At 46.1% G+C, this 12,035-nt stretch carries 10 protein-coding genes; 4 read left to right on the plus strand and 6 right to left on the minus strand.

The genetic code is table 11. The features are described 5' to 3' along the window. Positions 1–298 precede the first annotated feature (298 nt). The 4 genes from I2494_RS19335 to dpaL all read right to left on the minus strand — a co-directional run bounded on the left by I2494_RS19335 (position 299) and on the right by dpaL (position 5,791). Positions 299–1,585: an MFS transporter gene (locus I2494_RS19335; protein ID WP_218468661.1), complete on the minus strand. Its 1,287-nt coding sequence runs from the start codon at positions 1,583–1,585 to the stop codon at positions 299–301. Between the two features lie 77 nt (positions 1,586–1,662). Then, complete coding sequence (locus tag I2494_RS19340) at positions 1,663–3,255, minus strand: N-acyl-D-amino-acid deacylase family protein (RefSeq protein WP_228351028.1); 1,593 nt, start codon at positions 3,253–3,255, stop codon at positions 1,663–1,665. A 98-nt stretch (positions 3,256–3,353) separates the two neighbouring features. Next, positions 3,354–4,538, minus strand: a complete 1,185-nt coding sequence (locus I2494_RS19345) for a YgeY family selenium metabolism-linked hydrolase (protein WP_218468663.1) — start codon at positions 4,536–4,538, stop codon at positions 3,354–3,356. Between the two features lie 35 nt (positions 4,539–4,573). Beyond that, complete coding sequence (gene dpaL, locus I2494_RS19350) at positions 4,574–5,791, minus strand: diaminopropionate ammonia-lyase (RefSeq protein WP_218468664.1); 1,218 nt, start codon at positions 5,789–5,791, stop codon at positions 4,574–4,576. A 377-nt stretch (positions 5,792–6,168) separates the two neighbouring features. Between dpaL and I2494_RS19355 the strand changes: the two genes are divergently transcribed. The 3 genes from I2494_RS19355 to I2494_RS19365 all read left to right on the plus strand — a co-directional run bounded on the left by I2494_RS19355 (position 6,169) and on the right by I2494_RS19365 (position 9,004). Beyond that, positions 6,169–7,917, plus strand: coding sequence for a sigma-54 interaction domain-containing protein (locus I2494_RS19355; RefSeq protein WP_218468665.1), 1,749 nt, complete (start codon positions 6,169–6,171; stop codon positions 7,915–7,917). Between the two features lie 55 nt (positions 7,918–7,972). Next, on the plus strand, positions 7,973–8,374 hold the full coding sequence (locus I2494_RS19360; protein ID WP_218468666.1) for a hypothetical protein: 402 nt from the start codon (positions 7,973–7,975) through the stop codon (positions 8,372–8,374). Positions 8,375–8,461: 87 nt separating this feature from the next. Continuing rightward, the gene (locus I2494_RS19365) at positions 8,462–9,004 is read left to right on the plus strand and encodes an HD domain-containing protein (protein ID WP_218468667.1); all 543 of its coding nucleotides are present in this window, start codon (positions 8,462–8,464) and stop codon (positions 9,002–9,004) included. 54 nt (positions 9,005–9,058) lie between these two features. On the opposite strand, the gene I2494_RS19370 is transcribed toward I2494_RS19365, so the two are convergent. Together I2494_RS19370 and I2494_RS19375 are read right to left on the minus strand one after the other, a co-directional pair. Next, positions 9,059–10,054, minus strand: a complete 996-nt coding sequence (locus I2494_RS19370) for an MBL fold metallo-hydrolase (protein ID WP_218468668.1) — start codon at positions 10,052–10,054, stop codon at positions 9,059–9,061. A 76-nt stretch (positions 10,055–10,130) separates the two neighbouring features. Next, the gene (locus I2494_RS19375) at positions 10,131–10,712 is read right to left on the minus strand and encodes a hypothetical protein (protein WP_218468669.1); all 582 of its coding nucleotides are present in this window, start codon (positions 10,710–10,712) and stop codon (positions 10,131–10,133) included. Positions 10,713–10,879: 167 nt separating this feature from the next. Between I2494_RS19375 and yccX the strand changes: the two genes are divergently transcribed. Beyond that, positions 10,880–11,152 carry an acylphosphatase gene (yccX, locus tag I2494_RS19380; RefSeq protein ID WP_218468670.1) on the plus strand — a complete coding sequence of 91 codons (273 nt, stop codon included), beginning with the start codon at positions 10,880–10,882 and terminating at the stop codon, positions 11,150–11,152. The last annotated feature ends 883 nt before the right edge of the window (positions 11,153–12,035 follow it).

Here is a 12,035-nt window from a genome sequence, read left to right on the forward strand (position 1 = left end):
GATAAATATCGGAGGTTGCCATTCATCGCGTTAAAACAATCAAATTTAGTACTGAAATGTTGATGAAGGATAAAAGAATGGAGAATCGAAAACCGATCGAGGATTACGACTGTTTAGTTGTTCATTTTATATACGAATAATATGGTTCTTTATCTCTGGGTTTAAGTAGCCGCTCATTATCAACAGCTTATTCCTATAAATACGAATGTCATTATTTAAATAATTATTAAGATCAATTCATTAATGATAAAGCGGTTTTAGCCCCCGGCTAAAACCGCTTCTATTTTGGGCTGTATGATTAAGCCTGATTTTCTACTGTCTTGTTAGAGTGAGCGTTATTAACGGTTAAGGTTACTAATGCTGAGGCAATCAACGCAATAATCATAAAGATGAAGGCACTGTTATAGCTACCGCCGCTGGTGTGGATCAGCCATCCCATGATAGGGGCAGAAACGACACCGGCCATCTGACCGCCGAAGTTAACAATACCTGAAGCCCGCCCCATGATTTTGTTCGGGATAGTATCCATCAGGATGCCCCAAAACATTGCCATGGCGAAGAACATAAATAGTGCGGAGATACACTGATAAACCACCGCCATATCAGCACTGGCAACGGTAAATGTCATATACAGGAAGCCGGCAGCAATAATGGCTGTCAGCACATATAACATTTTACGCTGAGGTTTAAATTTATCAGAGAAGTAACCGCCCAGCAGAGTACCACCTGCACCGAACAGGAATGGAATGGCTGCCATCACCCCGGTTTTAGCCAGAGAGAATTCACGTACGGTGATCAGATAGCTGGGTAACCAGGTAGAGAAGCCCCAGAAGGTAATATCAAACAGGAACCAGATCGCAGCCATTTGCCACAATACCGGCATCTTTAACACTTCTTTAAACGGAACCGGAGCACTGGTAATGTCAGCCGCGGTACCGTCAGCCTCCAGCTCAGCCAGATCGTCTTTAGTGATATTTGGGTGATCCTTTGGATTATCACGGGTAAAGAAGTAGATACCGGCAGCAATAAACAGACCGGGAATACCCAGTACAATAAACACCATATGCCAGCCAAACGCCCCAATAATACTGGCAGCGACGACGACCGCCAAAGCTGGCCCTAAGGTATTAACCGTTGACTGAATTGCCGTTGCACGTCCACGCTCTTTTGATGGGAAATAAGTTGAGATCATTTTCCATGATGCAGCCGGGAAGCAACCTTCACCAATCCCGAACAGAAAGCGTACTGCTAACATCAGCGGCAGGGTGAAGACCATTCCGGTAATACTGGTGAAGACTGACCACCAGGCAATACCAATAGCCATGATTTTTCTGGCACCAAACTTATCTGCCAGAAAACCGCCAGGGATTTGGAAAGAAGCGTAGCCAATAAAGAATGCACTGATAATCAGACCTTGTTGTGTAGTATCCAGACCCAAGTCACGACCAATAAAGGGTAGGGAAACACTCATCACCATCCGGTCAAGGAAAGAGAGCAGCCAGGCCAGCCAAATTAACGAAAGTATGGTATATCGCGCTTTCCAGGTTTTAGGCTTACCCGTCGGTAAAGTAGATTGTAAACTCATAGTGATATCCTTTGGGTAGAGCTGCCCATCGCCGCAGGTATATCTGCACGATGGACAGGCATCTGATCATTGTTTTATTAATATTTTTTTCTGATGACACTACCGCTACAGGCATAACTTTCTATGCCGTTAATTAAGGCCAGTCGTCCGTTAACCATCACTACATCAATGCCTTCCGGGTACTGGTTTGGTTCGATAAAAGTACCTTTATCGATGACTGTTTCTGGATTAAGCATCACAATATCTGCGGCATAGCCCTCCTTAAGCAGACCACGATCTTTCAGGCCCATAACTTCCGCCGGTTTACCGGTCATCTTGCGAATAGCCGCTTCCCAGCTAAGGCACTTCTCTTCACGTACGTATTTACCCAGAACGCGAGGGAAAGCACCGAACACGCGAGGGTGTGGTTTACCGGCACCCATCAGGCCATCGGTACAGACGTTTTGTTCTGGTCGGCAGAGGAATTTAATGACGTGTTCTTCGGTACCATAGAAGTCGACCATGCCTACGGCATTCTCTTCTTCATACAACAGATCGAAGGTGGCGTTGTATGGATCTTTACCGCGTAATTCACCCAGTTGGATCAGGTTGAGGCCTACCGCGTCCTGATTTTTGGCGGTTTTAGCGCTGGTGACGAAAATCTGGTCCAGACCGGCGAAGTCGATAAAGTTATCCCAGCCCGGAATTCCCTGTTTGATATCAGCGATCATTTTTTCACGCAGTTCAGGTGATTCCAGACGCTCCAGCAGTTTATCGGTTCCGCCAGAATGAACCCATGGTGGCAGAATAACGCCAAGCATGGTGCTGCCTGCTACATAAGGATATTGGTCGAATGAAATACGAATACCTTCGGCCTGAGCCTGTTCCAGCATACCCAGCATTTCATCGATCAGATCCCAGTTCTTCTTGCCGCATACCTTCATATGGGAAATGTGCAGCCAGACCCCAGATGCCTTGGCGATATCAATCAGTTCCTGAGTGGAAGTGATGACGTCATCGGCTTCACTACGCTGGTGGACTACGAAGATACCATCATATTTTGCTGTCACTTTACACAGCTCAATCATTTCGGCGGTATCACCAAAGGCGCAAGGCATATAGATCAATCCGGTAGATAGACCAAAAGCACCTGCTTTTAGTTCGCGCTCCAGAACTTCGCACATCTTTGCTACATCTTCACGGGTGGACGGTTTACCATCCAGCCCCATGGCTTCCATACGGATATTGCCGTGAGGAACCAGATAGGCCAGGTTTGTGGCGGGTTGATGAGCTTCCAGCAGGTTCAGATAGCCTTCGGTATCTTTATATTTCCAGTCGATCTTGTCGGTATCACCATCCAGTCCGGCGATATTTTTTCTCCAGGCGGCGATATATTGCTCAGGCAGCGGTGCTAATGCCACGCCATCCTGACCCAATAACTCAGTGGTGATCCCCTGACGAATCTTGGCTGACAGAGCCGGATTAATAATGGCGGACAGGTCAGAGTGAGTGTGGGTATCAATAAATCCCGGACAGACGATTTTTCCGGTGGCATCAATCACCTGATCGTTGATGCCGATATTCGCCTTACCGATTGACACAATTCGTCCTTCGTTTACCACTACATCGGCAATGAATCCGTCATTACCGGTACCGTCTATCACTTTTCCGTTCTTGAATATGGTTTTCATCTCAATTCTCCGGAATGATGTGTTGTAGGGAGAGGCATCATTCTTATTTTTTGTTTTTGATGTTCTATTTTTCGTTGTTATAGGGTTATCAGCCGTTATTACTTGCCATACAGGCTTTGGATAATGCCGTAATAGCCTGATGCCGAGCCGGTTAACTGGCTGATTTCAATAAACTCATCAATGGTGTGAGCCAGATTTTCACGAGATGGACCAAAACCAACGGTACGGATACCTGCTTCACCGGCGTAGTGGCTGCCGTTGGTGCAGAATGAATACTGAGTGATAGAAGGTTCGATACCCATTGAACGCACGCCGGACAGAACTGACTGAACAAAAGGATCGGATTCTTCAAATACCCAGCCAGGGAAGAAGCGCTCACCTTCGATGGTAGAACCGGTGTAGCAAGACTCTTTACCAAAGGCATAAGAGACTTTGCCTTTGAACTGAGGATCGCTGGCCTGCAGCTCTTGCAGTGCAGATTCCAGTGGGGCAATTACGCTCTCTTTCGTTTCACCCACCAGTAAACGGCGGTCATAGGTGGCACGACAGTAATCAGGAACCACAGATGCACCCGGGTAAGGTGAGGATTTAATGTCGGTTAACTCCAGAATCCCCAGTCCTAACACCGGATGGGTTGGTGGTGTTACGGTGCGGATTTTGTCAATCAGCTGAGACATTTTATATACGGCGTTAATACCTGCCTGTGGGTTAGCGGAGTGTGCTGGTTTACCAAAGGTTTCTACTACGATTTCAGCCCGGCCGCGTTGACCAATTTTCAGGTTCAGTTCAGATGCTTCGCCAATGATCACGTAGTCTGGCTTATAACGTTCAGTAACCAAGCGAGCGGCCACACCTTCAAAGCACTCTTCGTGCACGATACAGGCAACATAGATTCGACCCGCAAAATCACGCTGATGATCCTGACCGTAGAAGCCAACGGCAGAGATCATGGCGGCAACCGCACCTTTCATATCGGTAGTGCCACGGCCATAAATTTTGCCATCTTCAATTTCGCCGCCATATGGGTCACGGCTCCATTTTTCTTCATCAACCGGAACGGTATCAATATGACCATCCAGAACTAATGTTTTGCCCGGTTTATTACCGATGATTCCGCCAATAATGTTGCCGTATTTATCCACATGAATATCGTCAAACTGGTAGCTCTTCATTATTTTTTCGATAGCTTTAACGACATTCCCTTCCTGACCTGAATAGCTTTTTTCATGAATAAGGGTCTGACAGTTTTTCACCACTTCATCAAAACGACTCGCTGATAACATTGTTTTTTCTCCGTTATTACTCTGAAAATGGGGGATTAATATTTTTTAAAGCTGGGAATTTCTCCGTCCCAGACGATGTCGAGGTAGCGCTGCGGGTCAGTGTCGCCCTCAGTGCTGATAACTAAAATTCGGGAGTCCTGATTTAGTCCCAGTTGCTGACGAATTTCCGCCATGGCCGGAGACTGCATCAAAATAGATAGCAAGCCGGTGGTAACCGCGCCGGATTCACCGGAAACAATGCGCGGATCGCCTGCCAATGGGTTACCTAAAATGCGCATTCCGTGAGTGGCAACAAAATCAGGGCAAGAGGCAAAACCATTGGCGTAATCCCGTAGCAGATCCCAACCAATGCTATTGGCCTCACCACAGGCCAGTCCGGCCATCACGGTTTGCAGGTCACCACCAACAGCGATAGCATCGCCTTTTTTGGACAGGGCTGAGCGATACAGGCAGTCAGCGATGAGAGCTTCAGCCACAATTACTTTTGGTCGATTTTCACCGTAAGCGGCGGTTAACATGCCTTGTGCCATACCGGCAAAAGAGCCAACGCCTGCCTGTACGAAAACGTGAGTAGGGGGAACCTGATGTAATTGATCGAGGGATTCCAGCATCAATGAGCCGTAACCCTGCATAATCCACAGAGGAATTTTTTCATAGCCTTCCCAGGCAGTATCCTGAACGACGATCCAGCCGTGTTTTTCCGCCTGTTCTGCCGTCATGCGTACCGCATCGTCATAGTTCATATCGACGATTTCTGCGGTAGCGCCTTCATTGCGAATTGCAGCCAGACGCTCTGGTGAAGAGCCTTTTGGCATATACACCACGGATTTCTGTTTTAACTGACGGGCCATCCAGGCGACGCCTCGACCATGGTTTCCATCGGTAGTGGTAGCGAAGGTTACCTCTTTCAGTATTTTTCTCACTTCATCACTGGTCATGACATCAAAAGGCAGTTCGCTGATATCTTTATTCAGTTTTTCTGCAATATGGCGAGCCATGGCATAAGCGCCACCCAGTACTTTAAATGCTTTTAACCCAAAGCGTTGTGATTCATCTTTAAGACAGATGCTTTTCACCCCTAATTTTTCCGACAAGGCGGGTAAGTTGTATAGGGGGGTTGGGGCGTATCCGGGGATAGAACGATGAAAGTTCAGTGCCTTTATCAGCTCTTCATAGCTAAACGGTTTCAGAGGCGCTGTCGGTCGTTCTGTGAATTCCGTATGGTTTATAAAAAACTGTAATTTATCCTGCATGGAAAAACCTCATGGTCTGTTTTTAATTTTCTACAACGCATTGATTGCAGAAATAGTGTTATCGATGAATAGGTAAGAGCAAGAGGCGTGCCAAATTGATTTTTTGTTGAAGATACACAATAAGAAACGGCTATTTGTCTTTGATTCTTAATGAATTAATAGCAATTAAATTTATGGCTAAATATGGGGTTGGGAAATAGTGGCTTATCATTAAGATGATAATTTATCGATTATGATAAATTGTGTGATCTGTATGGATAAATAATTATTTTTATTTAAATACAATAAGATAATTTAAATGGTTTTCTGTTTTTTGATTGGGTACGAAAAATTTATCAAATTTTGATAAATTGATGTTTCTATAAGGATATCTGCCAATGATCTCTGTGTTGAGTAATATTCAGGATGATATTTGTAGTTATGCTGACGCTATTTCCGGTATTACCGGAACGGACGTTGAAATTATTGATGACTCTTTAGTGCGTATTGCCGGTACAGGGAAATATCGGCATATGCTCAATCAGAACGTCGCGAAAAATGGCTATATCTATCGTCATGTTTTGCAGGTACAGGAAACCGTACTGATCAAAAATCCTGGTGAAAACGCCCTGTGTCAACACTGTGAGAAACATCTTTACTGCTCGGAAATGCTGGATCTGAATGCGCCGATTTTTCTTAACGATAAAGTGATTGGTGTGATTGGTATCATTTGTTCAACTCAGGAACAGCGCCAGACGTTACTGAATCAGATCGATAAGTTTATTACTTTTATCGAACAGGTTGCGGTAATGATCTCCAGTAAGGTTTTTGAATGTCTGGAGCGTTTGCGAGCACAGGAAACACTGGGAGCATTCCGCAGTCTGATCGACGCGATGGACCGTGGGGTGGTCGCTATTGATGGTAAAAATCGCATCTGGCACGCTAACCTTTCCGCCGCCCGACTGTTTAACCGGGAAGTCATTGGCCTGTCGCTGACTATCGAAACCACCGGCGATATTATCTATGGTGACGAAGAGGCATGGTTAACGCTGGAGGATCAGAAACGCCACGTACTCTGTAAGCAGATTTCTCTCTCCTCACTGGAAAACGATAGCCTGACGATGGTGATATTTCACGATGCCCGGGACTATATGAGTAAAATCACCAGTTCAACTTATGAATCAGATAGTCGGACCCGGTTAATTGGTCATTCTCAGCCAATGGAGCACTTAAGAAATACTATCGGAAAAATTGCTAACAGTTATGCCAGCGTGTTGATTACTGGTGAAAGTGGTTCTGGTAAAGAGGTGGTGGCGTTTTCTATTCATCAAAATAGCCCACGCAAAACCGCCCCTTTTGTCACGATTAACTGCGCGGCAATACCTGAACAATTATTGGAAAGTGAGCTGTTTGGTTACGTTCGTGGCGCCTTTAGCGGCGCGGATCCAAAAGGACGGGTTGGCAAGTTTGAGCTGGCTAATGGCGGCAGCCTGTTTTTGGATGAGATTGGCGATATGCCACTGCATTTACAGGCCAAGTTGTTGAGGGTGTTGCAGGAGAAGGCGATTACTCGCGTAGGTTCTAATAATGTTATCAATATTGACGTACGGATTATTGCCGCTACTAATAAAAATATTTATGACATGGTAGAAAACGGGCAGTTTCGTGAAGATCTGTTTTATCGTCTGAATGTTGTGCCGCTGGTGCTGCCTTCATTACGGGAACGCAGAGAAGATATTGCTGAGCTGGCTCAATACTTTGCTGATGAATTCTCAGAAAATTATGCCCGCCAGCGCCAGAAGATTCCGGCTGACATTATTAATCTGCTCTACTCCTATCGTTGGCCAGGCAATATCCGTGAACTGCGTAATGTTATTGAGTATATCTATGTGATGCAGGGGGATGCGACAGGGATTAATGCCAGTCACTTACCTCCTCATTTGCTAAATGTCATGAAAGAAGAAAAGAGCAGCATGAAAGGGATTCAGCGATTGGATAAGCAGGGCAAACAGGTTGAGCGTGAAGTGATAGAAAATGCTTTACGACAATATGGTGCCAGCGTAGAAGGTAAAAAGCAGGCCGCGGCAGTATTAGGGGTAGGAATCGCCACTTTGTATCGTAAAATTAAACAATATGATTTAGCCTGATTGGCTGATCGCCGATTCTGTTAACATCGTGCGACGCGAAGGAACCGCATAATTAATGAATCATTTACGCATAATATTTCCGCTGGTGCTCTCTTCCAGCTTATGGTTACTGCTTTGTCATTCTTTAACGCTGATTCTGGAGAGCTGGGCGACCTCGACTTATGGAATCTCATCATTGGGATGCTCCGAAGCACTACGGCTGCAGTTAAAACAGTTTAATGACCAACTGTTAGTGCCGGCGATATTGATTGGTTTACTGATTAGCCTGTTCTATTTCTTTCTGTTGTATAAATGTTCCGGTCTGTTACGGCAACCTCGAATATTTAGAATCCTCTGCTGGTTGGTTGGCGCGATAGTATTAGGTGGGGTGCTCTATTTCCTCTCTCAAATTGCAGGATTGATGTCGCTGTATTACTGGCTTCCTGTTGGTGAGTTCACAACGGATATTTGTGGCTGAGTAAATACAATGGCTGATTTATCTGACACCTTGTTATCAATGTCATAAAGTTAATATCAGGAACCAAATCATTTATGGAGCAAATAGATGAGCGATCTGGAGCTAAGAGCGAGGGTATTCGCCACACAGGCACATACCGATGTTAACCAACGACGTAAATATACTAATGCACCTTATATTGTCCATCCGGCGGCAGTTGTTGAGCTGGTTCGTTCTGTTCCCCATACTCAGGAGATGATTGCAGCAGCCTGGTTGCATGATACGGTGGAAGATACCGGAGTAAACCTGATTGATATTGAGCGATATTTTGGCCATACGGTGGCGAATTATGTCGGGATGCTGACCAAAGTTAGCCGAAGCATTGATGGCGATCGTAAAGCCAGATTTCATCTTGACCTGCTGCATACTGCCAGAGCCTGCCCGGAAGCAAAAACCATTAAACTGGCAGATATTATTGATAACAGTCGTAATATTGCACTGTTTGATCCGGAGTTTGCTGTGGACTATCTGGGGGAGAAACGCAGTCAGTTAGCGGTTCTGGTTCAGGGAGATCGTGGCTTATTTCATCGTGCAGAAGAGATGGTGATGAGGGGAATGGATGACGCCAGAAGGCGTTTGAATAACCTGTGAAGTTAATTAATTATCAACAAGGCCGTCCATGCGGCCTTGTTGACATCGGTAAAATTATTTTTCCGACGTTACAATAATCGGGCTGTACTCAATCGGTACCCATTTATAACCTTTACCTTCAACGCCAACATGTCCAAGTCCAGGGAACGGCAGGTGTGCTCCTGCAATCCACAGGTCGCTTTTAGCGATGTTAGCAAACATTTTTTTACGGGTTTCTATGGCTTGTTTACTGTTAACGTCAAATTCAAGCGCCACTTCAGGATGAGCAAACTGAATAGAGTGGCTGTGAACAATATCACCCCATACCAACAGATTCTGATCCTTTGAGCTGAACAGATAAGAAGAGTGACCCGGCGTATGGCCCGGAGTTGCAACCACTTCTACCCCAGGAATTAACGTATCTCCAGGGTTATAGACTTTAAACTTATCCGCCGTTTGATACGGTGCAACAGCATCCTGAGCCATTTTGAATAAAGGTTTTGCTTCATCCGGTGCTTTAGCCATAACCGCCGGGCTTAACCAGTAATCAGCATCACCTTTAGAGGCATAAACAGTGGCGTTAGGAAAAGCCATCTTACCGTCATCGGCGATACCACAAGTATGATCAGCATGCAGGTGAGTTAACAGTATGGTGTCAATTTGCTCGGGTGAGTAACCCGCAGCTTTAATATTACTGTTAATCGCTCCCAGCGTTGGGCCAAAACATTTAGCGGTACCTGAATCCACTAACACCAGATTTTTTCCGGTATTAATAAGATAAGCATTAACGGCGGTTTGTACACCGTTGTTGCTGTCGATAAACATTTTGTCCATCAGGGTTTTGGCGTCTTTAGCACTTATCCCTTTGAGAAGTTTATTATCGATTTTGACATAACCGTCATACAAAGCAGTAATTTCAAAATCGCCTAATTGCATTCGGTAATAGCCGGGAACCTGTACTTTTTGTTGAGCCGGCGTTGATATATTGGCCACAGCGGGTTGAACCGCTGCAATCAGGCCGCTTCCCGCTATCGTCAGAGCAAGCAGAATCCGGCGAACGTTTGTCTTCATACCTGGTTGTTCCTCTGTGTCTGATTATGGTGATCATATCCCTATTAACTATAGAGGCATTATCACTAAATAAAAGCTATCCGGCTATTTTTACAACACGGCACTGTTGGCACAATGGATAGCTGTCGAGATATGGCTTAATTAACTGATGCATAACGTCAAACTGGTTGCCATAGATGTAGAGCGCGGTTTCAGTATTGCCCTGATAGTAGCTGTGTATGCTGCCTTCATCTCCCAGCAGTTTTTCAATTTCTGCCCAGGCCTCGTTGATATCACAATTTTGGTAGACCTCATCCGGCAGGTCGGTGCCGTTAAGATAGAGGCCTAGTCCTTCATGTTCGCCAAAAGGGATAACCTGATCGCCGATGCGTAGTCTGGAACCTTTTGGTGAGAGGGTATTTTTCAAAAAACGCAAGATATGCTGGATAGCCTGTTCGCTGCTATCGATTGCTTCGATTTCAATGTCGCACTCCCGGATTTCACCATTATTCTCTAATAGTGAACCTCCACCGCAAATTTCACCGATATGTTGTTTTTCGAGTACGATGCTTAAAGCATCTTCCAGATCGGCACGGTGCATTGGCTGCAATTTGGCATTAAGTGTGATGGTAATGAATTCTTTTTGGGGTGTTTTCTTGCCGAAGAGATTTTTAAACATGTCAGGTTCCTTCTGAACGTTGTTATTTTTGTCCTGTTATCGCGACAAATGGTTAATTGAGCGCGGGTATATGATAATGAATATATCCGGTAAATGATGTAATCGATTTCTTATTTTGCTAATGATTTATAGAAAGTGGTTTGCTTTCAGTAAGTAAAGGAGGCGGGATGAAAGTCTGTTATATGGCCTATGTTTCAGGGATTGTGCAAGGGGTTGGATTTCGTTATTACACTCAGCAACAGGCAATGGCTCTGGGGGTAACGGGCTATGTCTGTAATATGGATGATGGTCGGGTTGAGGTGTGCGCCTGCGGCGAGCAGCAACCGGTGGAGACGTTACTGGCATGGCTTAAGATAGGGCCGAAGTCGGCAAGGGTGGAAAGCGTGTTGGTGGAGCCGAGGGCGGTGAAGGATATTGAGGGGTTCAGGATTAAATATTGAGGTGGGGTTGGTCTGGTCTGGTTTTGTTTGGTGTAAGTTTCGCCGCTTGAAGTGTTGTGTTTATCTCGGCAGTGGTGCCTGCATCGAGCAAAGGGGCGTTGGGGCGAGCGCCCCTCTGCACTCCTCGTGACTGTGCAGTTTTGCTGTTTGAATGTTTGGTCAGGTGTAAGTTTCGCCGCTTTAAGTATTGTGTTTATCTCGACAGTGGTGCCTGCGTCGAGCAAAGGGGCGTTGAGGCGAACGCCCCTCTGCACTCCCCGCGCCTGCGCAGCCGACTGTTGACCGCCGCTTCGCGACGGCAACCTCAGTCAGTCCAGAGGCTTAACGCACCGGCATAGAGCCGCTCCCGGCGTCGCTATGCCTCTCGCCGCATCCATGCGGCTCGTGCTGCCTCTGGCCTTCCTTCGGCAACATTCGGATGCTTTAACCTGAAGGGCAAAGGGCAAAGGGCAAAGGGCAAAGGGCAAAGGGCAAAGGGCAAAGGGCAAAGATCAGAAGGGTCTTACCCAATACTTCTCAGAAAAGTAAACCAAAGCACAAGTCGCAACCTCGAATCACGCATGCCCATACAGGCAGTGACTAATGTACAAACGCAGAACCAGTCTGCGAATGCAGCGGCGATTAAAAAGGGCGGGGGTTGTCAGGGGTGTTCGCCCCTCAACACCCCTGACTCGACGCGTGCAGCGGGGCAGAGTTGGGCTCAGCATTTGAGGCGGCGAAATGTACACAGAACTAAAAATAAATCCATCTCAGAAAAACAAACCAAAGCACAAGTCGCAACCTCGAATCACGCATGCCCATACAGGCAGTGACTAATGTACAAACGCAGAACCAGTCTGCGAATGCAGCGGCGATTAAAAAGGGCGGGGGTTGTCAGGGGTGT

It is taken from the genome of Limnobaculum allomyrinae, assembly GCF_016649425.1.
Taxonomy (GTDB): domain Bacteria; phylum Pseudomonadota; class Gammaproteobacteria; order Enterobacterales; family Enterobacteriaceae; genus Limnobaculum; species Limnobaculum allomyrinae.

Bases quoted from the DNA above. Each gene is read 5' to 3' on its own strand.
- I2494_RS19335 (WP_218468661.1), bottom strand. From the start codon at position 1,585: ATGAGTTTACAATCTACTTTACCGACGGGTAAGCCTAAAACCTGGAAA.
- I2494_RS19340 (WP_228351028.1), bottom strand. From the start codon at position 3,255: ATGAAAACCATATTCAAGAACGGAAAAGTGATAGACGGTACCGGTAAT.
- I2494_RS19345 (WP_218468663.1), bottom strand. From the start codon at position 4,538: ATGTTATCAGCGAGTCGTTTTGATGAAGTGGTGAAAAACTGTCAGACC.
- dpaL (WP_218468664.1), bottom strand. From the start codon at position 5,791: ATGCAGGATAAATTACAGTTTTTTATAAACCATACGGAATTCACAGAA.
- I2494_RS19355 (WP_218468665.1), top strand. From the start codon at position 6,169: ATGATCTCTGTGTTGAGTAATATTCAGGATGATATTTGTAGTTATGCT.
- I2494_RS19360 (WP_218468666.1), top strand. From the start codon at position 7,973: ATGAATCATTTACGCATAATATTTCCGCTGGTGCTCTCTTCCAGCTTA.
- I2494_RS19365 (WP_218468667.1), top strand. From the start codon at position 8,462: ATGAGCGATCTGGAGCTAAGAGCGAGGGTATTCGCCACACAGGCACAT.
- I2494_RS19370 (WP_218468668.1), bottom strand. From the start codon at position 10,054: ATGAAGACAAACGTTCGCCGGATTCTGCTTGCTCTGACGATAGCGGGA.
- I2494_RS19375 (WP_218468669.1), bottom strand. From the start codon at position 10,712: ATGTTTAAAAATCTCTTCGGCAAGAAAACACCCCAAAAAGAATTCATT.
- yccX (WP_218468670.1), top strand. From the start codon at position 10,880: ATGAAAGTCTGTTATATGGCCTATGTTTCAGGGATTGTGCAAGGGGTT.